The sequence below is a fragment of the Acinetobacter sp. I-MWF genome, from assembly GCF_025433935.1.
Lineage (GTDB): Bacteria > Pseudomonadota > Gammaproteobacteria > Pseudomonadales > Moraxellaceae > Acinetobacter > Acinetobacter guillouiae.
In genome coordinates this window covers 1,539,686-1,564,718 of sequence record NZ_JAMBAR010000001.1, presented here as the reverse complement: position 1 = coordinate 1,564,718, position 25,033 = coordinate 1,539,686, and the positions used below count along the sequence as shown (strand labels likewise).

Below are 25,033 nucleotides of genomic sequence, written 5' to 3'. Positions count from 1 at the left end.
TAGGCTTCGCCAAATTGCTCTTCAGGTGCATGCATTGCATTAAATGCACCTGTACCGCGTTTATAGGTTAAATTGCCTGTTAAAGTCGCATTGGCTAGATATTCTGTATGATCCAAACTGGCTTTCCAGCCACCGGTTTTTCTACGTTGCACTTCAATTTCTACATCATTGATGAAGTTTTGCGACTCCCGATACCATCCTCCCACACTGGCGGTGGTTTTTCGTTTGGCATCACGGTAAAGTACCCGAGATAAATCGACCCCGATCAGTTTACTTTTGCCGCTATAGCTATAACTTTCGCTGGCACCTGCAACCGTTTGGTTATAATCAGACTGGCTATAACTGCTGCTAAGCAGCCAATATTTGAGTGGAATGCTATAACTTAAGTAATAGCCATCTGTTCCGCGTTTACCTTGATCTCCCCCTCCTAAATCATGGTTATAACTGCCATAAAACAAGTCATTTGCAGTAAACAGATGGTCTAAAGATAAGGTTGCTGTGCCTTGGTATTTCCCCGTTGAATCTGAGCCTGCATCATCAACCCCCAAATGAATCCGGTAAGGTTTTGATTGTTGCCATGCCAACTCTAAATCACTATAGCCAGGTTGGTTACGCTGTTCTGATGGTTTGATTTTAAAGTCAGCTTCAACAGTCGGCACACGTTTAAAGTTTTCTAAACCTTGTTCAATATCCCGAATATTTAAAATATCCCCAGATTGAACAGGCAAAGCGTTAAATTTGTGAGCACGCTTAGACGTCCCTTGAACAAATTGAATTTGATCTACTTTCCCAGCAATCACTTGTAGTTTAATCTCACCTGAAGCAATGTTCTGTTGAGGTAACAGCATGCGGGTGGTGACATAACCATGACTAATAATACTGTTTTGAATTAGATCTAAGGCTTGGTTTAAGCCTTGTACCCCGATACATCGGCCAATGAGATTATGTTGACCTTGCGTGACAGGGCGCATCGCAAAAGTAAATTGACGCGCATCTTCCCCAATCAATACAAATTTTTTAATTTCAAAACACACATCTTCGCTGTTTGATTTTAGATATTGCAGTTGTGGTTGAATTTGAAGTTGTTTTTCTAGTCCCGTTTGCACTACAGCTTCGGGCTGTAATTGCTTTTGTAATGCTTCATCACGTTGTTGCTGACGTTGAGTAGGATTTAACGTCAAAGTTGGATTTGATGGTGGTTCTGCAGCCTGAGTCGTTGTTGCTAAAATCGTTAAAAAAACAGCTAAAGAAACTTTATTTAATTCTAAATTTTTCATGTCAATAGTAATTGTGATGTATTTCATATTTTATTATTTCGAAATTATGACATTTTGTAAATAGGACAAGCTGTATAGATTAGCTTAATTTATGCTTTTTTCACTTTGGCTTCATTTGATTAATTAAAAAGCTAGACCTATAAAACTTCTCCTCTCGCTCTTCTTTAAATAAAGATTAAGCATTATTTTAAATATTTATTATTTATCAAAAATTTAAACAATTTCATTTTTTTTAATTTTAGTTTTTTCCACTCTTTTAACGCTGAGGTAAGCCGCATTGTGATTGTAATAATTTTAAGTATTTAAGTTCTATACATAGCTGAGTTAAATACATATTAAAACCATGAACCAAAGTAATTTTTAAAAATTTTTAAAGAATACCCTGAGATGTATAATTTTTAAGCGACCAAAAGCTTTCGTCTAATGAGCTTGAGTATTTTTTAAGAAGTTTCATTTGCTCATTTAGAATATTGTGAACCTGTTTACGTATATTTTTTATTATTTGTTATCATTTATTTTTTAGCATGATGTTTGATGAGCTGAAATACCAAACGGGCGCCCATAGCATGCATCGTTACTTCTTCTAGAAAAAATATAAAATGAACTTTTTAAATTAAACCCAATCGACAATCACCCTAAATGCCAAATGGTATCTGTTAACAGTTTGACTTCCTCTATATCATGAGTCACATATAACATAGGAATTTTAATCTCACTCTTTATTTGTTGAAAGAATGGAATAATTTCAGCTTTATGCTCTGCATCCAATGCAGATAAAGGTTCATCTAATAGCAGAATATTCGGCGAATATAAAATCGCACGCCCCAATGCCACGCGTTGTTTTTCGCCTCCAGAGAGGTGTATTGGCATCCGATCAAGCAGATGGCTCAGCTTTAATAATTCAATGATATAGTCTAACTCAAACTGACGTCGCTCAACATCAATTCGGTTATATCCAAACTTTAAATTCCCCATAACATTTTTATGTGGGAATAATTGGGCATCTTGAAAGACTAAACCGACACGGCGTTTTTGAGTGGGGACATTGATTTTTGTTTCATGATCAAACCAAGTATCTTGGTTCACTTTGATCCAGCCTTGTTGTGGCGTACGTAAGCCAGCTATCGCATTTAAAATGCTGGTTTTACCTGAACCAGAATGTCCAAATAATCCCACCACACTTTCATCAGATTTAAATTGCTGATTTAAATTAAATTTATCAAATTTCAAGATTATTTTAAAATCAAAATGCATTACGTTAACTCTGTTTTTTCTTTTGATAGCGGTGAAACCACTGTGCAAACCATAATGCCAAAAATGCCACAGTCAATGAAATCATAATCAGACGTTGCAATGCATGATTCATATCAGGCTGTTGCATCAAACTATACATCGCAAGCGGTAGAGTTCTGGTTTCACCCTCAACATTGCCCACAAAGGTAATAGTTGCGCCAAACTCTCCTAAACTACGACAGAAACATAAGATTGCACCAATTAAAATACCACTACTCGCTAAAGGTAAAGTCACATGCAGAAATGTTGAAAATGCAGATGCGCCCAAAGTTTTTGCAGCCATTTCTAGCTTTTGATCAACAAGTTCAATCGCCAGACGAATCGATTGGACCAATAATGGAAATCCCATCACTGCCGAAGCCAAGACTGCACCTTTCCAATTAAATGCAAAATCTAGGCCGAACTCCGTTAAATATTTCCCTAAGAAGCCACGATTACCAAAAACTTGTAAAAGTAAAAAACCTGGCACAACTGGCGGTAACACCAAAGGTAAAAAAATCAATGTTTCAAATAATGATTTTCCGAAAAAATCTTTACGTGCCAAAATCCAGCCAACGATAATGGCTGGAATCAAGCTAAAAATCAGACAAAAACCAGCAACTTTACAAGAGAGTTTTAAGACTTCAATTTCTGCTGGTGACAGTACATCAAACATAGCCGATTTCTAATTAAGAACGCTAAAGCCATATTTTTTAAATATGGTTTTAGCTTCATTGCTTTGTAAATATTGATAAAACTTAACAGTTTCAGGGGTCGGTTTTACCATCCCCATTGGGTAAACAATCGGTGTATGCGTGTTTAACGGAAACTCAGCAATAACCTTAACATCTGGACTAATTGCAGCATCAGTTAAATAAACAATCCCCACATTACATTCCCCACGTGCCACAAAATTCAGTGCAACGCGAACATCTTCAGCTTGCACTAAACGCGGCTGAATTTTTTCCCACCACTGCAATGATGTTAAAGCTTGCTTCGCATACTTTCCAACAGGAACACTTTTGGTATCGCCTGTACAAAGCTTGCCTTTAAATGCAGTAGTTGGGTCAAATGATGGGGTCATTTTGAATTGTATGTTTTGATTTTTCGGGCTAATCAATACCAAACGATTACCAAGTAGATTCTTTCTATTTTTAGGATCAATCAATTTTTTATCTTGTAAATAATTCATCCACTGCTCATCGGCAGAGATAAACAAATTGGCTGGTGCCCCTGCTTCAATCTGTTTTGCCAGTGTCGATGAACCAGCATAAGATGTTTTAATTTTTAGATTATTTTTCTTTTCATATTTTTGATCTAGTTCTGCTAGAACATTGGTTAAACTGGCTGCGGCGTAGACTGTGATTGTATCTTCTGCATAAGTATGGCCCATGGCAAGCAAACTTAAACTAAATAAAAATTTTTTCATCGACATCTTCCTTTAAATAACAAAAAATTGATCGCTAAGCATTACTGACTATAAAGGACGAAACCATCACCCCGACAAAAGCTTGCCAATGTGAGACCTGAAGCTTGTGCCATCTCTATTGCCATACTGGTAGGCGCTGAAATTGTTGCAAGTAATGCGATATTTAATACAACACATTTTCTAATCAGTTCATAACTTGCTCGACTGGTCATCACCACAAATCCTTTTGACAAATCAAAGTTCTCTGCTGAGATATGACCCAGTAATTTATCTAGCGCATTATGTCGCCCAACATCTTCAAAAATAGCATGAATGTTCCCCTGCACAACCCAAGCAGCAGCATGCGCTCCACCAGTCACAGCGGTAATCTTTTGCTGGTTTTTTAATTGTTTGATTGCGTTAGGAATTTCTCTTAACCATTCTGATTGAATTGTAGAACTAATTTTTGGTAATGAAAATTGAAGTTGTTGAAGACTTTCTATACCACATAAACCACATCCTGTTCTACCAATCAGCATTCTGCGATGTTGTTTTAATGCCATAAAAGCTTTTGATGAAATTTTCATCTCAACCTGTATACCAAAATTGTTGTGAATAATATCAAGCGAGTAAAGTTCTTTTAAACTTGCAATTATTCCTTCAGAAAGGCTAAATCCTTTTGCGAATTCAGCGATATGAGTTGGTGTAGCCATCATCACCGCATGAGATATACCGTTATAAACCAATGCAATCGGATATTCTTGAACAACCTGATCAAACTGAACATCTGTTTTATCTTGATCAAATCGTGTAATTTGAACTGATGCATAACCTGAAAATTGTGGTTCCAACTTGAGCTTTCCTTACCATTCAGGATAGCAACCATAGGTTACTATCCAATTTCACGTATCCTGCAATAAACCAGTAAATACTTAAGTTTCAACCTTTTTTTCTGCATTCTCAGGATCAACTTCAGTAAATAAATTGAAGTACTCAGGTGCATCGCCAGCATGTAAAATAACAGGAACACTCTTTGAAGCTGGAATCTTGGCATATTGATCATGACTTGAAAGCGCAACCAGTGGATTGGTTTCAGGATAATAAGCGGCCAGACTTCCTGATGGAATATTATAGGGAACGATTCGGAAACTTTTCACGACTCTTTTTACCCCATCAGAGAATACACTTTCAATATCAACCCATTGATCAGCAACAAAACCAGCTTCATCAATATCTTGTTGATTTATAAATAATACACGGCGCTGGCCAAACACACCTCTATAGCGATCATCAAGACCGTATAAGGTCGTATTGTACTGATCGTGCGAACGAATCGTCATTAAAGTATAGACTTTGCTCTTTGTGTACTTGGCAGAAAATTGATTTTCTTGATCGTTATAGACTTGGCTTAATGGCGTAATCAGAAATTGTGCTTTACCCACGGGGGTATTCCAAACTTTAACATTGGCAGGATGAATCAGATGGAAACCACCCGGTTGATAGGCTCGTCCATTGAAATCTTTAAATTCCTCAAAAACCTCTTCAATAGAATCACGAATACGATCATAGTCCTCAACATACCAACGCCATTTAATTTTAGAGTCAGGTAACGTCGCTTCAGCCATTCGTGCAACAATATCAGGTTCAGAAAGCAAGTTCTTTGATGCAGGTTCATTGCGCCCAGCGGATAAATGAACATTACTCATTGAATCTTCAACTGAGATCGCCTGATTCCCTTTCAGTTGCTTATCCAGTTCGGTACGACCTAGACATGGAAGAACCAAGGCGTCTTTACCACATACGAGATGGCTACGATTGAGTTTTGTTGCAATATTTACCACCAGTGAGCAGCGTTTTAGCGCTTCTTGAGTATATGGGGTGTCAGGTGTGGCAACTGCAAAATTCCCGCCTAAAGCAATAAAGACTTTAACATCGCCCTCATACATCGCTTTAATCGTTTCTACCACACCATAGCCATGTTTGCGTGGCGATTTAATGTTAAAAACACGATCAATATCATCCAGCATTTTTGCACTTGGTAATTCATTGATCCCCATGGTCCGATCACCCTGCACATTACTGTGCCCACGAACTGGACATAGGCCTGCTCCAGGACGACCAATCTGCCCTTTCGCCAAAAGTAAATTAGCCAACATATGAACATTTGCAGTGCCATGTCTATGTTGTGTTATGCCCATTCCCCAACAAAAAATTGAACGCTCAGACTCGCAAAACATTTTAGCAATTGATTCTAAGTTTTCCGAAGAGAGGCCTGAATACTGATAAATATCACGCCATTCTGTTCGGTCAACTTCTTTTAACATTTCATCAAAACCAACGGTATTCTCAGCAATATACTGCCGATCAAATACCCCCGTTTTACCTGCGAGTATTGCCTGTTTATCCCATTCATGAAGATGCTTCATCATACCTAACAGAAGCGCATAATCTCCGCCAATTTTCGGCTGAAAATAAAAGCGACTAATGGGCGTACTGCCATTCGTCATCATCTCAATTGCTGCTTGAGGATCCTGAAAACGCTCTAACCCACGTTCTTTGATTGGATTAATCGCAATAATATTTCCACCTCTACGCGATACTTCGCGTAAAGTTCCTAACATTCGTGGATGGTTGGTACCAGGATTATGCCCAAAGCTAAATACGATATCCGCTTGATCAAAATCATCTAAAGTAACGGTCCCCTTGCCGAGCCCAATTGAATCTTTCAAACCAATACTGGTGGTTTCATGACACATATTTGAACAATCAGGGAAGTTATTTGTTCCATAACTTCTGACAAATAACTGGTACAAGAAAGCCGCCTCATTGCTTGCACGACCAGACGTATAAAATGCAGCCTGATCTGGATGATCCAAGGCTTGAAGATGTTGAGCGATAAGCTTAAATGCATCATCCCAAGAAATTGGGACATATTTATCTGTAGCCGCGTCATAACGTATTGGATCTGTGAGTCGCCCCAAATCTTCGAGGTAAAAATCATTTTGCTCAGCCAACCAACTTACCGTGTGATGCGCAAAAAATTCTGGAGTAACTCGCTTACTGGTTGCTTCGAATGCAACAGCTTTTGCACCATTTTCACAAAAATTAAATGCGTGCGTATCTTTTTTCTCAGGCCATGCACAACCAGGACAGTCAAAACCTGTCGGCTGATTAATATTCATTAATGTAATTGAGCCTTTGGCAAAGACTTCTTGCCTTTTTAAATTTCTGGCAACACTCAACAAAGCGCCCCAACCACCAGCAGGATGCGTATAGGGTTCGATACGTGCGAAATTGGTATTCTCCTGAATATGACGTTCTTGGCCTTCTGTTTCAGGTTTATTTTTTTCTAAATCGTTCATTTGAGTGCCCTCTTTAATGGCTTATCTGATTAAAAAATCAGCTCAAGAAAAAATTCATTTACTTTACATGGTAACTTTTCATAATAATCATTCATCATTGTTATAACTTAAGCTGCGTAATTTACAACGACTTAATGAGAATTCAAATGAAGATGTTTATCCGCAACATCATCATCTTTTCGGATACAACAGCCAGCGACATATTCACTAGAACCATCTGAGTAAAACTCTTCTTTCCATACTGGAACTTCATGTTTTACACGTTCTACAACCTCTTCGCACGCCATAAAAGCTTCTCTTCGATGCGGCGCATAAGCCACTGCGATGATTGCTTTGCCTCCGATATCTAGAGCGCCAATTCTATGAATAACCTGAATATATGATACTGCATATTTGTTTTGTATTTCTTGCTCAATTGCACGAATCATTTTTTCAGCAATGGGCTTATAAGCAGTATATTTTAATGCCTTAACACTGCGACCTTCATGGTGATTTCGAACCGTTCCAATAAAAATTCCAATACCACCACATTCAGGAAAATCATCAATGGTTTTAAAATCATCTAAACTCAGATCCGTTTCCTTAATCCGAGATCTATCTGTCATGTTAGCCTCCTGCTACAGGGGATAATAAAACCAATGTACAATGGTTTGTTAATCGATGTCGACGGGGAATAATTTCTTCACCAATCGCACATGCACACTTCTCTAAAAGACTAGCGCAATCAGGATATTGATCAGAAATTTGCTGCAAAATTTCTGAGACCATACTATTTTCAACACAAGAAAAATTTAAATCTTTAGGTAACAGTCTTTCAATTGCACCATAAGTTTCAATCTTAATTTGAATCTCTGCCATTTAACACCTTTACTTAAGCATAGCGCCACAATGAGTATTTAGGGTGAACTAACTTGATTTTGAATGACTGAATATATGTAATTCTTCACGGTATAGTCTTAACTCCTGTTCTGAATTAATGCTATGAAAACTTATAGGGTTTTCATATTTAACGACTTGTGGCTTTAAATCATCAAAGCATTTTCGAATACTTAATTGTTCATTAGCCAAATGCTTTTCGAGCGTAGCTAAGCTGTCTCTTTTTAACAAACAAAATGGGTAAAGGTTTTGTTCGTTTATAGAGATAAATACAGCTTGAGAATTTTCCGCCACCAATAAAGCTTGATGCATTTTTGATAAGACATCTTTAGGGATAAAAGTAATATCGCAGGGAATGAACAGAATATAATCTGTAGTTACATGTGCCCATGCGCTTTTCATTCCCATTAATGGCCCTAAAAATCCCGCCTGATCATCTGAAAAACAGGCTATTTCAGCGATGATCTCCTGATAAACAATACAGTCCTGATGACTATTTACCCAAATTTTCGCAACCTCATCACAAAATTGATGATAGATTTTAAGCAGTTGCATTTCATGATCAAACTGCTGCAAAAGTTTGTTTTTACCTTGCATCCGTCTAGCTTGACCACCAGCTAAAATGACTAAGTCAGTATTTGGATATTGAGACATTTTTATTGTTACCCAAGCGTATTAGACTCAAAATACTAAAGACGAATGAACTCAATGAATTTGGGGCAATTTTCAGTATTGTTAAACACTGGAATTCGACCAATAACATTCGCTTCACTTAAGTTACTTAACATATGCGATTGCTGTTTTTTGAGTTTTGAAACATTAAGTTGCCCTTGCTCATCAACATTCAATTTCATACGCAACAGTTGCTCCCGACTATCACCTTTTACAGCCTCACTTAAGCTCGCCTTCTCCCATTCTGGTTTGGCTTCTTTTAAACCTTGCATTGCTTTAAGCAAAGTCAACACATGGATTTCTAAACAAACAAATACTGCTGCTGGATTACCCGGCAACCCTAATAAATAGGAAGTCTGGTTTGGTTTTTTATATTCAGCAAAATAAATCGGTTTGCCTGGTTTCTGAGCAACTTGCCAAAAAATTTCATTTGCCCCTAATGCAAGAGAAACAGGACGAATCAAATCATAATCTCCAACTGAAACCCCGCCAGTCGTGATAACTAAATCGTAATGATCTAAGGCATTTGCTAAAGCCTTTTTCAAGACAATTTCATCATCTATCACATGTTCTAAATGGATCGAGTAAAAACCTCTTTCCTTCAACCATGTTAAAACCATTGGCGAATTCGCATCAAAAACCTGAGCGCTATTATCAAGACTTTTGCTGACTTCATCGCCTGTAATCAATACAGCAATACGAGGATGGTTAAAAACACTGACCTCTTTTACCCCTGCCATACTTAGTGATGCAACTAAGCCACTTTTTAGATATTGGCCCTGCTTTGCCAATATTGTCCCAATAGATAATTCTTCGCCTTGATAACGAATATCCGTCCCTTTATTAAGCGCTTGATTTAAACTAATTCGGCTATCTAGTTTAGATACTATTTCTTGTCTGGTAACCGTATCAGCCGACTCTGGTAATTTACCGCCTGTAAAAATTCGAACACATTGTCCAGACTCGATCTGAACATCTTCTTCAATACCTGCGCGTATTTCTCCAACCAATTCAAACACGGTAATACCGGCAAGAATATCTTCACTTTTTAAGGCATAGCCATCTACTGCACTCTGAGTAAATAGAGGTAATGCAATCTCAGACAGAACATCTTGTGCCAGATAATGTTGATGTGCTTCTACCAGTGGCAGAGTCTGAACCGCTCGCGGTTCAACCGTAGAATAAGCTGCCAATGCTTGATCTAAACCTATTAATCCTTGACCACAACAACTCATTCATAACCTCCTGGGTGTGGTAAGTCTCGACATACATCAAAGATATGCACCAAGGCAGGTAAAATCGCTGCCATAGATTCAGAAGCGCCACCACGGCTTCCTGGTAAAGTAATGATCAGTGAACGGTCAATAAAACCAGCAACACCACGAGACATTGCAGCATAAGGTGTCCGTCTTTGACCAAAAGCACGTGCTGCTTCCATCAGACCATTCAGCTCTCGTTCCAATAATGGTTCTATCGTATCAACAGTAATATCGCGCTTGCCTATGCCTGTCCCACCTACCGTAATGATGCATCCATAAGATTGCACCAACTCTGAAATCAATTGTTTTAGTTGCAAAGGCTCATCAGCGATGATTTGATAGTGAATTGGATCAAATCCAGCCTCAGTTAAGGTTTCAACCACAGAACGTCCCGCAGTATCAGGTTTTTTGCCAGAAGCAACACTATCTGATAACACAATGACTGCCGCTGATACAGCTTGTCGAAGATGGCGCTTATAGTGCGATTTCCCGCCCTTTTTCAATTCAAGTTTGCAATGACCAATCATCAGTTCATCTGGTTCACAATGCGGTTTCAACATGTCATAAATCGTGAGCGCAGCCAGACTAGCGGCAGTTAAAGCCTCCATTTCAACACCAGTTGGCGCAATCGTTTCTACGGTTGCCGTAATCTTGACGCGATCTGCTAGTATTTCAAAATCGACATCAGCTCGATAAATAGGTAAAGGATGACAAAGCGGAATAAGCTCATCGGTACGTTTGGCTGCAAGAATCCCTGCGATTCGTGCTGTTTTTAGTGCATCGCCTTTTTCAGTATTACCCTCTGCTAATAATTGTAAACAATGCGGAGGCGCGAATAACTCTGAACTTGCAGTAGCAATACGATAACTCTCAGGCTTCATGCCTACATTTTTCATAAAAAATCCTGTCAATTTAAATAATACACAACTTCACAATAAGCGATTCATTTCAAATAAAAAAAGCATATACAATTCTATCTCTATGTATAAAATTAACCTCCAATAGAATGCATACTAATCTTACGAATGGGCGCAGCTTGGTAAGCAATATAGCCTGCTTTTTTTTGCCAAACCGTATCCAAAATTGTTGCTATCAATTGTTTTCCCTGAGCTTTAGCCAATAAATGTCGAACAGAAATACCTGTGTTGGCAAACAAACATGTAAATAACTCACCTGTCGCGGTTAAACGCAAACGATCACAACTTTGGCAAAAGGGTTTACTGATGGTGGAAATAATACCCAGTTTAAAACTTTGATTGAGTGTATATATTGTGGCTGGGTCATTATTTCGTTCTAATTTATCGATACGAAAATGTGGCGAAAGTATATTGATAATGTCATCCTCAACCACGACTTTCTCTCGCTGCCAATGCTCAGGTTGATCCAATGGCATGTATTCAATAAATCGTAGTTCAAAGTCATTTTGATAAGCCCACTCAGTTAATAACAATATTTCCTGATGATTCTCTCCATACACCAAAACACAGTTGAGTTTAATTGGAATATTTGCAGCTTTTGCCGCCTCAATTCCTTTTAATACGGGTGTTAAGGGTTTTTGAGTCATTTTTAAAAAAGTGGCTGGATCAATACTGTCTAAACTTATATTTAGATCATCAAGCCCAGCTTGTTTTAGCTCAACTGCATATTTTTCTAAATAATAAGCATTCGTCGTCATTGAGACACGCTGTAAACCTAATGGTCTTAACGTATTGAGCGTATAAATAAAATTCACGAGCCCTTTTCGCATCAACGGCTCGCCACCCGTTAAGCGAATTTGAGTGATGCCAAGCTTAATCATCACTTCACAAAATCTATAAAGTTCTTCAAAACTTAAAATATCCTGTTTAGCTAACCAGCTCGGATGATCAGGCATACAATAACTGCATTTAAAGTTACATCGATCAGTCAATGAAATTCTTAGTTTTCTTTTGTGTCTTTGAAACTGATCAACTAATTTCGATTCAGGTAAATGTGCTGATAAAATAGATTCAAACTGGCTTTTTGTTTCAGAGCTTATGCTTACAGAGCTTTGTTTTGATACCTTCATCGTTTTATTTCTCAGCACTTAAAAACAGTTTTGCTTCGTTAAAGTTGCGTGGCAAAAATAGATAAAACCAGCAATAACGCCTAATCTAAGTACCCTACACTTGCTCATTCAAAGCCTAATCAACCTTTCTTATTGAACTTTGTTGTAAAACCAGTCCGTATGGCCTTGTTCAGCAATATCATTCACAGATCAACAAACTCGTACCTAAAACCTATCATACAAGCCATTCATCTTCTACTGCCAAGCCCCGATAAATCGATGAAATCTTTTAATCTTCTTTGATCCAAAACGTGGTCGTATTTACCAACGCAAAGGCAAACATAATAGAAACACACCATCCAGGATATCTTGGAGCAAAAGATATCTTTTACGTTGGCAATCTCAAAGGTGTTGGTCGAATCTTTCAACAAACTTTCATCGACACCTACAGCAAAGTCGTTCGTAAGCTCTATACAACGAAAATACCGATTACAGCAGCAGATCTTTTTAAATGATCCTGTATACCATTTTATCAGTCACAGGATCTACCAATGCTGCGTATCCTGACAGATAGAGGTACTGAATATTGCGGTAAGGTTGAACAACATAATTATGAGCTATGTTTAGCCATCAATGATATTGATCACACAAAAACAAAACCAGCACTCCCACAAACGAATGGAATATGCGAGCGTTTCCATAAAGACGATCTTGCAAGAGTTTTATCAAATTACATTTAGGAAGAAGCTATATAGTACATTAGAGGAATTACAAGCGACTCTAGACGTTTGGCAAAATTCTATAATACTGAACGAACTTATCAGGAGAAAAATGTGCAGTGGTCACACATCACTAGAAAGATTACTTGAAGGGAAGCGAATTTAGGCTGAAAAGAATCTAGCTCAAATTTAACCTGACAGACACACTAAAAAAGGGTAACTGTCAGATCAGGTTTGAGCGAGTACATGTAAATTTAACAGAAGTAATTTCTGAGCCATTTCTAATAAAACTTAGTGAATTTAACAAAACAAATATAATTCTTTAACTTTACCTATTTCAAATAGCATCTTTATTAAAATCTTTTCTCCATTGTATTGGACTCATACCAAACCAAGTTTTAAATGCTCGGTTGAAAGAACTTTGTTCGTTATAAGCGAGTAAAGCTGATATCTCATTAATGTTCAATGACCTGTCCTCAAGGTATTGTAATGCCAGTCCTTTTCTAACTTGGTTAAGACGTTGCTTAAATGTATAACCTTGTTTTTGTAATTTGTATTGAAAAATTCTCGTAGGAAGACCTACTTTTTTGGAAACATATTCAATATTGATATTACCTTGATGAATAGCTTTGATAATATTTTGTTGCACCAATTCATCAAATGAATTCACTTCTGGTAGCTCAATCAACAAAATGTCTGCTTGCCTATTTAAAATATTTTTTAAAACAGGATCAGCCTTATTTATGGGCAACTCTAAATTGCTTTTCGCAAAAAGCATTCTTGTTCTATTTTTCGAAAACTCAATATTACAATCAAAATATTTTTCATAAGTACGTGGATTTTTGGGTCGATCGAATACAAACTCCACTTTGTTCAACTTCACAACATTGGGTGCTACAATGATGTTTACAATATTAAAAAATATAGCAATCATTGTCTCATCCGCTAACTTACCTGCTTTAAAGTTTGCATCAAACTCCCATGACACAACAAGGCTTTCATCTTCAATAGAAACTTCCATTTGCATAAAATCATAACAAAGCCTTTGATATTTAATAAAAAAAGGCAGTGCATCATATAAGCTTTCACATGATAAGCCGATGTATCCTAAAATACCTAAATGTGAAGGTTTTACATATCTAGCAATTTCTAATCCTAGAGATGGTCTATTATATTTTTCTTCAATTGCTTTCAACATTGCTAACCATTCAGTGAATGGAATTCGTTTGTCTTCATACAAATTGTTTGCAATTTTAGCGACATTTAAATTTTTTTTTAAAATAAAAAGCTCTAACAAATCAATTAAACCGCTCGTCACAGACTTTAAACTATAAATACGCTTCATCTTTAATTTTCCCTGTACATCTAAAAAAGATTAATCGCTAAGCATCAGATTTTATTAGAACATATAGAACTATACCAAGGTTCTATATCATTAGCTAAATGGGTTCAGATTTCTCTGAAAGTGAATTGCATTACCATCATCATCAAGAAAATCAAAGCTAAGTGTATATAAATTATCATTTTTATTAAGTTCACCAGCTATTTCATAACGTTTAGTTGAATACGGGTAGCACATCATGTCCATTTCTGATTGTATATATATTTTTTGAGAAAGACTTTCAATTTTTAAGTTGATCAATGAAGCATGATAAGGCGTGGGATTTTCACACTCGATATAATTTTTTTTATCTTGTTCAACGATTTTGAAATGTATTTTTTCTACAATCATTTCAGGCAACATTTTTGCGATCTGTTTAGGACGATAAAATAATTTAAGCTGAGTATTCATTGCTAAATTCATATACGCAGCTTGATCGCTATGGCGCTTAATCATTGGTATTTCATATAGATTTAACCAAAAAACAGTCTCTCTATCGTTTGGTAGAGCCTTGCCATTATACAAAATTCTAAGCCCGTGAATGTCATTTGATGCGAGTTTTACAAAAGGTGGTAATATTAGAAACGGCATATTATTAATATCAGGATCCCCTTCTCCTTGATCAACCCATGTTTGTAGAATAATAGGATAGTCATTAGTATTTGCTAACATTAGACTTTGCTCATGCTCACCGTCCTTAAAAACTATCCGTGTTTTAGCAGCCAATACCCCAGCTTGACATAGAAATGAATAAAACAAACAAATACATAATAGTGTAAATTTTGTTAATTTCATTACTGTACCTTAACTAATACATATGCTGTGGAATTAACTTTCCCAGCTTTAATTGGTTCAGTTCCAGGTAGTTTTTTTAAGATTGCGGTAAAATTATGTAGATAATGCGTATAGCCTGACTCTGTTGATGCCCCTGTTTGCGCTCCACTTAGTACAGGATACCAACCAGCTGCAGTACCCCCACCTGCTAAACCTGGCTGACCAACAAAATTCATATCTGTCCCAGTATTTGTGTTTTTTAAGAAAATTCCTACACCTTTTGCTGACTGTGCATCAGTATAATTATCTGAGAGTAAAGCAGTCACACCATTTTGAGCATTTACTAAACCTAATTGTTGTGCTGCTGCAAATGCACCATTTGAAGTCTGTATACCAATAGCAGTCTGATTACTTGCTGTACCTGAAGTAACTTGATTGGAACATTCAATAGATACATTAAAGTTCTCTTGTACAGATTGATTTGCACCAAGCGCTAGAGTATTAATCGTATTGAAAAAAACAATAGGAGTCGCATTTCGAGCAACACAAGTTGGCTGATTCGCAAGTGAGTTTCCAGTGCGCATTCCATAGCCTATCCCATTATTTACCCCCCAAAATCTATAATTTGTATTCGAATCTTCTCCAACATTATCACTGGTTAAACCCGGTCCTTTTAATTGAATATATGCATTAGGCTGTATACAGGTATATGAGCCCACCGTGATTTGATTGTCTATACCAGTTCCACAATAAGCGCTACCTGAACCAGATTGAGGTGCTAAACGGCTAACTCTATAGAGTTCTGCATAAAGCGATGGGATATCTTGTAATCTAATTCGTATTTTACTTCCGACAGTTTGGTAATTTTTGACTGGCAAGGATTTCCAATAGCGAGTTAAAACCACCCCATCCATTGTTTGTTTAATACCAACATACTTATAGTAAGTTGCATATACATTGGGAAGCCCATCATACAGTCCACCCAAATCCCAATAGCCCCCTACTCGATCATCACCATTTGTAGCTACCAAGAATTGGATATTCGGTAAATCTGTAAGGTCACACTCCCAAAATACTGTCGAGGCATTCGCTCCACCATAGGTATAACTTGTTGGAGGGACAACAGCACTCCCCATTAAACTCCCAACAGGTTGTAAATATAAACTTGTTAAGTTTACTTTTCCAAACACAATAGGTGCAGTAGTACCATCAGTTGCTAGAAAGTTTCCCACTTTTGTACAGTTAGCATGGGCAAAGATAGATAAAAAGAATCCCAATAAAATTAATATTTTGAATTGTATGCGGATCATTTCAACTCTCCAGATTTACACGTTTCTTCCAGACGAATAATCGTTTGTTTAAGAAGTTCATCATTCAACTGATAATGAACATCACATTTCTGATCTGATTCTTCGCCCCATTTGACAGTTAGAACCCCTTGCTTTGCTGGAGTACGAACATACATTTGACCACTTTGCCCCACCATTCCAATCACATTATTTTGCGAATCAATTACATCAGCACCTAAAGGAACAAATTCATCAGCATCCAATTTTGCTTGGATGAGTAATGGATAACCCATTCTGGTTTTAAACTTTACTTTTACCGCTGCACCAGCATAGGGAACAATACGTTGATCATTTGTTTCAATCTCAACACGATCAGAAATGCCTTTTGGTTCTAATGAAATATTGTTATAGCGATAAGGTGTAATTGCAGGAATAAGTGCATAGCCTTGATGATTAATTCGTGTACCTTGACCATTGAAGAGTCGTGCACCTTCAGCGCCTTTGGCTTCAACTAAAGCAAAAGTTTCACCAAGGTATGGACCAAATGTGATCCCTCCAGAATGCACCGCTAATGCGCCTTGCAGATTAGTTGAAACTTGCCAGTAGTTATCACTCATTGAAGCATTTAGACCTAAATTACTATTGTCTAAACGTTTATTGAGATTTGTATTCCAAGTCGTCACTTGCATATTTCGATCATGGCTGAGGCCTACTGCATAATTCAGTGATTGATCCTGAGTTAAAGAACCAGACAATGTACTTTGATAAAACTCTTTAGCGTTTTCAGCATATGAGTAAGCTAAATCTAAATTCGGTAAATTTGCTTTTTTGTATCGTCCTAAAGGAAAGCTCAAGGAAAGATTCACTGAGGTATCTTGACGATTATCAAGTAGTTTTGAATCTATTTCATCAAATCTATTGTTGATGATATTGTCATAAGCATAACGTTGTCGCATTACAGCCAGATTGAGCGTCAAACCATTTTGAAATGCTTTGCCGTATCCAATTTGTGCCTGCACATCATTATCACGACCATCACGGTAGTTTTGTGCTGATCCTGATAAAAATAATATCCCGTAATCACCAAGGCTTTGGTTCAGCGTAATTTCAAAACGGGAGCGTTGTTGGTAAGTCGATGACTCCCAACGATAACCATGTTTATAAGAATTCCTCAGCCCAATAACATCGCCTAGATCTCTATATCCTTCAGTTGAATAACGATAGCCTGCTAAAGATACTGTCGTGTTGGTAGGCTGAAAAGTCTTACTATAGGTCAGGTTAGTCATCCAACCTGTTATTATATTTTCATCAGGTAAATTTGCTCTAGAGTAAGTTAAGTTAGCACCAAAAGCACCGATATTTGATGCATATGTTCCACCTAAGAGGCCAGCTTGATAACCATCTGCTAGCCGTAATCCTGAATTTAATGTGACGCTATTACTTATTCCTCGTTGATAAGTAAGATTAGAGAAAAAAGTGTCCTCTCCAATATCACGAGTTTTCCCTACATCTAAGTTATAACGTGAAGCACCTAAACGTAGAGACTCAGGTACAGCTGAAAATGGAACACTAAACTGAGAAATCGTTCCATCAGCTTCTCTAACTTTAACGATTAAATCACCATTAAAATTTGTAGGATATAAATCAGAAATTTTAAACGCGCCTGGCGCTACTGTTGTCTGATAAATCTCCTTTCCATTTTGCAATATAGAAACATTTGCATTGGTTTTAGCTATACCTTGAATTGTTGGTGCATAGCCTCGTAATGAATCAGGTAACATCCTTTCATCGGAACTAAGGCTCAATCCATTAAAACTTAACCCTGAGAAAAACTTTCCAGAACTATACGTCTGCCCTAAAGTCAGTACACCTTGAATAGGTTCTATAGGGCGAGAAATATAACTACGAATATTGGTCCATTTTGTCCCTATTTCTGGACTATAATTAATATTAGACTGTTGACGATATTGCCATTTTCCAATGTTTACACCACCATTTAATGATACATATGCAGCAGATTGAGTCTGCGAATGATCCTGTAATTGATATGAAGTATGATAATAATTACCCAGATAATTGATAAAGCCAATACTTTCACCCGCATCCCATTGGGATGCATTAACATAGCCCCGTGGAATATTATGCATATCATTTTGAGGGATACTAATATCAAGTCGAAGCTTTTCAAAATTAAAATCTATTGAGCTGGATTGAATATAATTTGATAAGAGAACACATTGATCTTGCTGTTTTTTAATATTTATCAAAATTTGCTCTGAAATTCCTAATTTTTCTATAGCAACTAAATCAAAACATGGTGAAATATTTTTTTGTTGGTCTTCTACAAACTTTAAATCCATACGTTCAATAATTTGCTTGTTAACAAAAACATCCACTTTGTAAAATCCTGGCAATATATCTTCTTTTTCACTTAAACGTTCTAATAGCTTAATTTGATGATCAGATTGCCCACGGAATAATGCTTGATCAAATATATATTCACCATCGTTATTAACATGATCATTTGCATCGGCAGAATTATAACCACCAATCAAGTAACCTACTAAAAATATAGACAATAAGCTTCTACGGCCAAAATATTCAGCAAACATAATATTATACTCGCTTATTATTTATTCAGAGGAATCTCGTGGACGACTAAAGCACCATAATCATTAACAAGGGTAAGTTTAATTTTTGAATCTTTTAAACTATGCGTATTATTATTTATTACCCAATTAACTTTAGCTTTTGGAGCAATTAAGTCATTTTTTTTCACCACGATTTCGCTATTTCCAGCAACTAAACTTAATTCTTTAATATTCACATAATATTCAGACGAATTTTGAATGTTTAATTGTTTTTTTGTTCCATCATTTTCCAAGGCAAATTGAACTTTTTTATAAGCATCAGCTGTAGAACCTTTCAAATTTTTAGGACGGTAAAAAACCTTGACACGATTCTTAAATACAATCATTAAACGGCTACTATCGCTGTCTTGTTTTTTTAGCGCAGGAAACTCAGAAAAATTCAAATAAAACAGTGACTCAACATCCTTTGAGACATTTTCCTCACCCGTAAATATTAAGCGTACAGTTTGTCCAGTATTTGGATTTATCCGAAAAATCTGTGGACTAACAACAAAGGGAGCTTTGCTTTTTTCAAGAGTAGAATCTTCATCCCCTTCATCTAGCCAAATTTGTACAAGGTTTGGATATTGATCTTTATTTTGTAAGTAAATCGTTTTTTCATTTTGGCCATCAGGAAAAATTACACGTGTTCCTGTAAGAACTACACCTGAGAAGGCAGCGGACATTATGGTTAAGCCACCAATAAAAATATGACTTTTTATAATATTGACGATCCACCTACTCATTTTTACCACTCCAACCAAAAAATTGATTGATCTGCTACTTAAGTAGCAGATCAGATAAAACCTTATTGATAGCTTAAGGTGTATTCAACAACTGAGGTCACAGCACCTTGTGTTGCACCACCAGCTTCAGAAATATAACGCGCACCAAAATCATGGCTGGCACTTGTTGCACCATTGAGTAATTTCAGACCTTCAACAGCTGTTGGCCCATTTAGAACAACTGAAGTTGTTCCAGCAGCTTCTTTAGTCAACTGAATCGCAACATTAGTAGCAGGATTAACTGTTGCTACATTGCCTAAATTGCCACTCGTAGTTACTGAGTGACCTAAAAATTTTGTTTTAATATCAAGATCTGAGCTAGGTGCAGTACATCCAGTGACATTAATTGTAAAAGGTGTCAAACCTGCTGTGGCACCAGAAGAAGTTAGCGTATTTGCTGATACCGTAGGTAGTAAAACCACGCCATTGGTTCCACCATTGATTGAAGCTTGGCAAGTTTGATCTGTAACTTCCCCTTGAAATGTTACTGTAGGCGCAGCATTTGCAACGCCTGTAACCATAATGCTCATAGTTGCTATTGCTAGAAAACGATTTACTAATTTCATAAATACACCTTTAAATGATAAATAAAACCAAATGAAACTATGAGGATAATAATCTTTAAGCGACAAACAATTCTTTACATTTCACACAAATTACTTATACATTTAAAACAAATTTTCTTAAAAATTTAAATATAAATTTATTATTTCAAAAAATTATTTATTAAATTCAATTAAATAAATTTACTCAAAATTCACAAGAAAAATAGTGATAAGTTTAACAAAAATAATAAAATACCCAATACAAGACAAATTATTGAATTTTAATAATGACTTAAAGAAATAAAATGAAATCAATCATATTTATCAAGTTTATTATTCAAATTTATTTATCAAATAACTTGATAAATAAATATTTTTCAAACTAAAATAAAAACAATCAAACGCTAAAAAGGAAATAACCTGAATGAATTTTTATAAATGTATTGCCACAACCTCAATAATCTTCATATCAATTAACACTTCAAATGCTCAAAATTTCCAATCATGCGAATCAAAACAACAAGAAATCGAAAGTAAATTAAAAATTGCAATACAACATAATAATACATACGAAATAAATGGTCTTAAAAAAGCACTAAAAGAAAATCAGATACATTGCAACAATGTGACATTAAAGCAAAAAACAGACACTAAAACCAAAGAAAAAGAAATTAAAATACAGAAACTTAAATCAGAAATACAACTAGAGCAAAAATCTGGAAATTTAAATAAGATTAAAAAGAAAGAACGTAAAATTGAAGCCTTAGAAAATGAAATAAAAACATTAAAATCTCAATAATTAAAAGGGAAATTCAGTTCCTTTGAACTGAATTTCCAATATACCTTAAATATTTTCCTTATCTAAACTCATTTTTAAAGTAAAATATAAATATTCATAATCTTTACTTTTCGCTTCTTTCAATACTTTTTTAATTTGTCCATCATTCCAACCTTGATATTTAACTCTCGTTAAGAAGATAGAAATGAGAATAAATGCATGATCACCTTTCCTTAGATAAGTTCGATTATATTTTCGTTTAACCTTTGTGCTTGATTTTGACAAAACAATAATTACTTAAAAAAACTGGACGTTAAAGTTTAAAATTATTGATTATTGTTTTCTTTACATCTTAAACATTTTGTTTATCATATAAAACAAAAATGCCAAATACTCAGAAAAATTCTATAAATATAAACACTTTACATTAAAAAAATTAATCATATAATTATTTCAAACCAAGCAATCAATTATTGAATTTGTAAACATATATAGATACTTTAATTTATCTTAATTAATTGTTTTTAAAGAATATTAATCATCTAATAATAAAAAACGAAGCCGTACTCGATGAGGTTTACATTTCAATCCATGATCTCAAAATTCTCAACAGTGGTTTTGGACTTCCGTAGTAAATCTTGCCCCCCTTTCCTTCAAAAATAAGGGAAATAATCTTTTTCGGTATATTATTATTTTCATACTAACCTTTGATTTTAATTCCAATAATTTTCGATTCCATAAAAATGATTTTGACCATTTGCAAAGTGCGTAGAATGATAAATTTTATGATGGCAGAACCCGCTATATCTAGAGAATTGTAACTACGCCATTAATCAGTATAGACGATGCTATCAGATGTTATTTTATCTGTAATTACATAAGTATATAGTTCGTCTTGCTTCAAGTTGTCCTTTTAAATTTCGCACACCTTGTATATTTTTCTTAACTTCAGAGCGTAAAACAATAATCACTTTAGTTAAATAGAGATAACCCACCTCTTTTACGACATCCCCTATCTTCATCTTATCAATAGCACGAGCAGATCATGCCATTTTCTTTTTGTTGCTAATTTCCGCACTCATCTTCGGATTCCTTTTTGTGAATCAGCCTCAATTTGTTAAGATGACGGCCGAGAGAAACCAATTTGTTTCCTCACACATTGTTGACTCAATTTTGGCACGAACAAAAGTACACTAAAGCTATGCTTTTTCCTTTGCTTAGGTCAGATTTGCACAGAAGTTGTTAGAATTGGTTAGATTGCCAAACTTTCAAAATAAACTTATTTATTATTTAAATTTAGAGATTTAACATACATGAATAGCATGGAAACAATGGCTGACTTATCCTCCCACACCCCTATGATGCAGCAATATCTAAAAGTAAAAATGCAGCATCCACACTCTTTAATGTTCTATCGCATGGGCGATTTTTACGAACTGTTTTTTGACGATGCTAAAAAAGCCGCAAAACTTTTGGGTATTACCCTCACTCATCGTGGTAAAGCCAATGGTGAACCTATTCCAATGGCAGGTGTTCCATACCATGCTGCAGAAGGTTATTTGGCGCGTTTGGTTAAAAAAGGCGAAGCGGTTGTCATCTGTGAGCAAATTGGTGAAGTCACAGGTAAGGGACCTGTTGAACGCGGTGTAGTGCGAATTATTACCCCTGGAACATTGACCGATGATGCCCTGCTAACCGCAACACAAGCATCGAATCTTGTTGCGATCTGCTTTCAACAAAACCAAATTGGTATGGCACTGTTGGATTTAAGTGCGGGTATTTTTAAAGTTCAACAACAAGAGTTTAAATCTGAAAGCTTGGCGATTGAATTAGCTCGCTTAATGCCAAGCGAAATATTGGTCGATGAGGACATTGTCGACCCGAATATTATTGAAGATATTAAACGACAAATTGAATGTCCAATTACCAAACGACCTAATGTCGATTTTAATTTAAATAACGCACAAAAAACCTTATGTGACCAATTCGCAGTTTCCACACTTTCTGGTTTTGGTATTGACCATCTACCCTTGGCTAAAGCTGCTGCTGCTGCACTGATTCACTATGCCAAAGAAACTCAAAAAACTGCGTTACCACATATTCGTTCAATTAAATTAGAACAAAGCTCAGATTTTATTGCACTTGATCCTGTTACACGGCGTAATTTAGAAATTATTGATCCTTTATTTGAGCACGGCACTTCGCTGTTTAGCTTAATCAATGATTGCCAAACTGCAATGGGCGGACGATTGCTGGCACGTACCTTGATGCAGCCCATTCGTGATACTCAAATCTTAGATGCACGTTTAGATGCAACGGATACTTTACTCAAAGGCTACCATGAAAGTCCTGTTCGCTTAGTCTTAAAAGAAATTGGCGATATTGAACGGGTTTTAAGCCGTGTTGCACTTGGCAGTGCACGTCCTCGTGATTTGGTGCAGCTTCGTCAAGCATGTGCACAAATCCCATTCTTAAGACATGCAATCCAACCGATTCTTGAAACTCAACAATCTAAATTAATTGTACAATTGAATGAAGAATTGGGCGATTTTAATGGATTACACCAACGTTTATTGTCTGCGATTGTTGAACATCCTCCTGTACTATTGCGTGATGGCAATGTAATTGCAGAAGGTTTTGATGATGAGCTTGATGAACTGCGTAAAATCCGTGATCACGCAGGCCAATTCCTGATTGATTTAGAAATCAAAGAGCGAGAAAACACGGGCATCAATACCCTGAAGATTGGTTATAACCGTGTCAGTGGTTACTATATCGAACTCACCCGTGCCCAAGCAGAACAAGCGCCTGATCATTACATCCGTCGTCAGACGCTGAAAAATGCCGAGCGTTATATCACCCCAGAATTAAAATCTTTTGAAGATAAAGTACTGTCCAGTGAATCACGTGCACTTGCGCGAGAAAAACTACTCTTTGAAATGTTACTTGAAGAATTAAGAGCGGATATTGCCAATTTACAAATGATGAGTGCATCGATTGCCCATATCGATTTATTGGCAAACTTTGCCCATCAAGCCCGTTTGAATAATTGGAACCGACCTGAATATAGCCCAGAAATCGGGATTAAAATTACCGCTGGTCGACACCCTGTAGTTGAATCACTCAGTAAAACGCCATTTACCCCCAACGATACCCTACTCGATTTCAATCATCGTATGGCGATCATTACAGGGCCAAACATGGGCGGAAAATCGACCTTTATGCGTCAAACTGCTCTGATTAGTTTGCTGGCGTATTGTGGTAGTTTCGTCCCAGCTAAAACAGCGAAGTTAGGACCAATTGACCGTATATTTACTCGAATAGGCTCTGCTGATGACTTATCTACGGGTAAATCTACCTTTATGGTGGAAATGACCGAAACATCTCAAATTTTGCACCATGCAACCAATCAGTCTTTGGTGCTTATGGATGAAGTTGGTCGTGGTACAAGCACTTATGATGGGCTATCCCTAGCTTGGGCATGTGTGCTTGATCTGACCAAACGAATCAAATGTCTATGCCTCTTTGCCACACACTATTTTGAATTAACTGAGCTTTCAAAAGAAGTGGCAATTGATAACTACCATGTGACGGCCAAAGAGTTAAATGGTAATTTGATTCTATTGCATAAAGTGCAACAAGGTCCTGCCAGTCAAAGTCATGGTTTACAAGTTGCAAAACTTGCTGGGATCCCTGCTGGAGTGATTAAAGAAGCGCAAAAGCGTTTAAAAATTTTAGAGAAACAACAACAGCAACAATTGCAATCCGTTGTGCAAAATGACTTATTTGCCGAAGTTGAAACCGTTGAACCTGAAAAGTTTGAACACATCATTGAAATTGAAAAAGTCATTGAAGTTGAAAAATCATCACCTGTACTCGATGCTTTAGCAAATATTGATGTCGATGATTTAACGCCTCGCCAAGCGCTAGATCACCTCTATGCATTAAAAGCAGCACTAAATGCATAAGCAGTAACAGCT

General features: G+C 36.4%; 20 protein-coding genes and 2 pseudogenes. 3 read left to right on the top strand and 19 right to left on the bottom strand.

The features are described 5' to 3' along the window. From M2R48_RS07330 to moaA, 12 genes are all read right to left on the bottom strand, one after another. Window positions 1-1,277 (bottom strand): ShlB/FhaC/HecB family hemolysin secretion/activation protein (locus tag M2R48_RS07330; protein ID WP_262085609.1); only part of this gene is annotated, 1,277 nt, incomplete at its 3' end. Between the two features lie 630 nt (window positions 1,278-1,907). Further along, window positions 1,908-2,531 carry a molybdenum ABC transporter ATP-binding protein gene (locus M2R48_RS07325; RefSeq protein WP_262085608.1) on the bottom strand — a complete coding sequence of 208 codons (624 nt, stop codon included), beginning with the start codon at window positions 2,529-2,531 and terminating at the stop codon, window positions 1,908-1,910. Window positions 2,532-2,535: 4 nt separating this feature from the next. Then, window positions 2,536-3,225, bottom strand: coding sequence for a molybdate ABC transporter permease subunit (modB, locus tag M2R48_RS07320; protein ID WP_004721653.1), 690 nt, complete (start codon window positions 3,223-3,225; stop codon window positions 2,536-2,538). A gap of 9 nt (window positions 3,226-3,234) precedes the next feature. Then, window positions 3,235-3,978 (bottom strand): molybdate ABC transporter substrate-binding protein, encoded by a 744-nt coding sequence (gene modA, locus M2R48_RS07315; RefSeq protein WP_262085607.1) that lies wholly within the window; start codon window positions 3,976-3,978, stop codon window positions 3,235-3,237. Between the two features lie 41 nt (window positions 3,979-4,019). After that, complete coding sequence (gene fdhD, locus M2R48_RS07310) at window positions 4,020-4,808, bottom strand: formate dehydrogenase accessory sulfurtransferase FdhD (RefSeq protein WP_262085606.1); 789 nt, start codon at window positions 4,806-4,808, stop codon at window positions 4,020-4,022. An 81-nt stretch (window positions 4,809-4,889) separates the two neighbouring features. Then, entirely contained in the window at window positions 4,890-7,319 is a 2,430-nt protein-coding gene (locus M2R48_RS07305; protein WP_262085605.1) for an FdhF/YdeP family oxidoreductase, read from the bottom strand. A 131-nt stretch (window positions 7,320-7,450) separates the two neighbouring features. Continuing rightward, window positions 7,451-7,924 carry a molybdenum cofactor biosynthesis protein MoaE gene (locus M2R48_RS07300; protein ID WP_262085604.1) on the bottom strand — a complete coding sequence of 158 codons (474 nt, stop codon included), beginning with the start codon at window positions 7,922-7,924 and terminating at the stop codon, window positions 7,451-7,453. 1 nt (window position 7,925) lies between these two features. Then, window positions 7,926-8,177 carry a MoaD/ThiS family protein gene (locus M2R48_RS07295; protein ID WP_004820361.1) on the bottom strand — a complete coding sequence of 84 codons (252 nt, stop codon included), beginning with the start codon at window positions 8,175-8,177 and terminating at the stop codon, window positions 7,926-7,928. Window positions 8,178-8,225: 48 nt separating this feature from the next. Then, complete coding sequence (locus M2R48_RS07290) at window positions 8,226-8,849, bottom strand: molybdenum cofactor guanylyltransferase (RefSeq protein ID WP_262085602.1); 624 nt, start codon at window positions 8,847-8,849, stop codon at window positions 8,226-8,228. 35 nt (window positions 8,850-8,884) lie between these two features. Next, complete coding sequence (locus M2R48_RS07285; protein WP_262085601.1) at window positions 8,885-10,102, bottom strand: molybdopterin molybdotransferase MoeA; 1,218 nt, start codon at window positions 10,100-10,102, stop codon at window positions 8,885-8,887. Beyond that, complete coding sequence (gene moaCB, locus M2R48_RS07280) at window positions 10,099-11,022, bottom strand: bifunctional molybdenum cofactor biosynthesis protein MoaC/MoaB (protein WP_262085600.1); 924 nt, start codon at window positions 11,020-11,022, stop codon at window positions 10,099-10,101. The genes M2R48_RS07285 and moaCB overlap by 4 nt, the downstream gene beginning before the upstream one ends. A 95-nt stretch (window positions 11,023-11,117) precedes the next feature. Then, window positions 11,118-12,173, bottom strand: a complete 1,056-nt coding sequence (gene moaA / locus M2R48_RS07275) for a GTP 3',8-cyclase MoaA (protein WP_262085599.1) — start codon at window positions 12,171-12,173, stop codon at window positions 11,118-11,120. A 323-nt stretch (window positions 12,174-12,496) separates the two neighbouring features. On the opposite strand from moaA, the pseudogene M2R48_RS07270 reads away from it, so the two are divergent. Next, a pseudogene (locus tag M2R48_RS07270) lies at window positions 12,497-13,037 on the top strand (integrase core domain-containing protein); the annotation flags it as partial. Between the two features lie 171 nt (window positions 13,038-13,208). On the opposite strand, the gene M2R48_RS07265 reads toward M2R48_RS07270, so the two are convergent. From M2R48_RS07265 to M2R48_RS07240, 6 genes are all read right to left on the bottom strand, one after another. Beyond that, window positions 13,209-14,216, bottom strand: coding sequence for an AraC family transcriptional regulator (locus M2R48_RS07265; RefSeq protein WP_004820352.1), 1,008 nt, complete (start codon window positions 14,214-14,216; stop codon window positions 13,209-13,211). Window positions 14,217-14,306: 90 nt separating this feature from the next. Next, on the bottom strand, window positions 14,307-15,047 hold the full coding sequence (locus M2R48_RS07260; protein ID WP_262085598.1) for a molecular chaperone: 741 nt from the start codon (window positions 15,045-15,047) through the stop codon (window positions 14,307-14,309). Beyond that, complete coding sequence (locus M2R48_RS07255; protein ID WP_262085597.1) at window positions 15,047-16,336, bottom strand: fimbrial protein; 1,290 nt, start codon at window positions 16,334-16,336, stop codon at window positions 15,047-15,049. Before M2R48_RS07255 ends, M2R48_RS07260 begins: the two co-directional genes overlap by 1 nt. Further along, complete coding sequence (locus M2R48_RS07250) at window positions 16,333-18,927, bottom strand: fimbria/pilus outer membrane usher protein (RefSeq protein WP_262085596.1); 2,595 nt, start codon at window positions 18,925-18,927, stop codon at window positions 16,333-16,335. Before M2R48_RS07250 ends, M2R48_RS07255 begins: the two co-directional genes overlap by 4 nt. A gap of 17 nt (window positions 18,928-18,944) precedes the next feature. Continuing rightward, window positions 18,945-19,691 (bottom strand): molecular chaperone, encoded by a 747-nt coding sequence (locus tag M2R48_RS07245; RefSeq protein ID WP_262085595.1) that lies wholly within the window; start codon window positions 19,689-19,691, stop codon window positions 18,945-18,947. Between the two features lie 62 nt (window positions 19,692-19,753). Then, window positions 19,754-20,296 (bottom strand): fimbrial protein, encoded by a 543-nt coding sequence (locus M2R48_RS07240; RefSeq protein ID WP_056515326.1) that lies wholly within the window; start codon window positions 20,294-20,296, stop codon window positions 19,754-19,756. Window positions 20,297-20,699: 403 nt separating this feature from the next. On the opposite strand from M2R48_RS07240, the gene M2R48_RS07235 reads away from it, so the two are divergent. Next, complete coding sequence (locus M2R48_RS07235; RefSeq protein ID WP_262085594.1) at window positions 20,700-21,074, top strand: DUF1090 domain-containing protein; 375 nt, start codon at window positions 20,700-20,702, stop codon at window positions 21,072-21,074. Between the two features lie 556 nt (window positions 21,075-21,630). On the opposite strand, the pseudogene M2R48_RS21610 reads toward M2R48_RS07235, so the two are convergent. Then, window positions 21,631-21,930 (bottom strand): annotated as a pseudogene (locus M2R48_RS21610) (IS1595 family transposase); the annotation flags it as partial. Between the two features lie 436 nt (window positions 21,931-22,366). On the opposite strand from M2R48_RS21610, the gene mutS reads away from it, so the two are divergent. Continuing rightward, window positions 22,367-25,021 (top strand): DNA mismatch repair protein MutS, encoded by a 2,655-nt coding sequence (gene mutS, locus M2R48_RS07230; RefSeq protein WP_262085593.1) that lies wholly within the window; start codon window positions 22,367-22,369, stop codon window positions 25,019-25,021. The last annotated feature ends 12 nt before the right edge of the window (window positions 25,022-25,033 follow it).

What these genes read in the sequence shown, in the direction of transcription:
- M2R48_RS07235 (WP_262085594.1), top strand. Translation starts at nt 20,700, where the DNA reads ATGAATTTTTATAAATGTATTGCCACAACCTCAATAATCTTCATATCA.
- M2R48_RS07265 (WP_004820352.1), bottom strand. Translation starts at nt 14,216, where the DNA reads ATGAAGCGTATTTATAGTTTAAAGTCTGTGACGAGCGGTTTAATTGAT.
- M2R48_RS07285 (WP_262085601.1), bottom strand. Translation starts at nt 10,102, where the DNA reads ATGAGTTGTTGTGGTCAAGGATTAATAGGTTTAGATCAAGCATTGGCA.
- M2R48_RS07305 (WP_262085605.1), bottom strand. Translation starts at nt 7,319, where the DNA reads ATGAACGATTTAGAAAAAAATAAACCTGAAACAGAAGGCCAAGAACGT.
- modA (WP_262085607.1), bottom strand. Translation starts at nt 3,978, where the DNA reads ATGAAAAAATTTTTATTTAGTTTAAGTTTGCTTGCCATGGGCCATACT.
- M2R48_RS07245 (WP_262085595.1), bottom strand. Translation starts at nt 19,691, where the DNA reads ATGAGTAGGTGGATCGTCAATATTATAAAAAGTCATATTTTTATTGGT.
- M2R48_RS07240 (WP_056515326.1), bottom strand. Translation starts at nt 20,296, where the DNA reads ATGAAATTAGTAAATCGTTTTCTAGCAATAGCAACTATGAGCATTATG.
- moaCB (WP_262085600.1), bottom strand. Translation starts at nt 11,022, where the DNA reads ATGAAAAATGTAGGCATGAAGCCTGAGAGTTATCGTATTGCTACTGCA.
- modB (WP_004721653.1), bottom strand. Translation starts at nt 3,225, where the DNA reads ATGTTTGATGTACTGTCACCAGCAGAAATTGAAGTCTTAAAACTCTCT.
- M2R48_RS07260 (WP_262085598.1), bottom strand. Translation starts at nt 15,047, where the DNA reads ATGAAATTAACAAAATTTACACTATTATGTATTTGTTTGTTTTATTCA.
- M2R48_RS07325 (WP_262085608.1), bottom strand. Translation starts at nt 2,531, where the DNA reads ATGCATTTTGATTTTAAAATAATCTTGAAATTTGATAAATTTAATTTA.
- M2R48_RS07255 (WP_262085597.1), bottom strand. Translation starts at nt 16,336, where the DNA reads ATGATCCGCATACAATTCAAAATATTAATTTTATTGGGATTCTTTTTA.
- M2R48_RS07250 (WP_262085596.1), bottom strand. Translation starts at nt 18,927, where the DNA reads ATGTTTGCTGAATATTTTGGCCGTAGAAGCTTATTGTCTATATTTTTA.
- M2R48_RS07290 (WP_262085602.1), bottom strand. Translation starts at nt 8,849, where the DNA reads ATGTCTCAATATCCAAATACTGACTTAGTCATTTTAGCTGGTGGTCAA.
- M2R48_RS07295 (WP_004820361.1), bottom strand. Translation starts at nt 8,177, where the DNA reads ATGGCAGAGATTCAAATTAAGATTGAAACTTATGGTGCAATTGAAAGA.
- M2R48_RS07300 (WP_262085604.1), bottom strand. Translation starts at nt 7,924, where the DNA reads ATGACAGATAGATCTCGGATTAAGGAAACGGATCTGAGTTTAGATGAT.
- moaA (WP_262085599.1), bottom strand. Translation starts at nt 12,173, where the DNA reads ATGAAGGTATCAAAACAAAGCTCTGTAAGCATAAGCTCTGAAACAAAA.
- mutS (WP_262085593.1), top strand. Translation starts at nt 22,367, where the DNA reads ATGAATAGCATGGAAACAATGGCTGACTTATCCTCCCACACCCCTATG.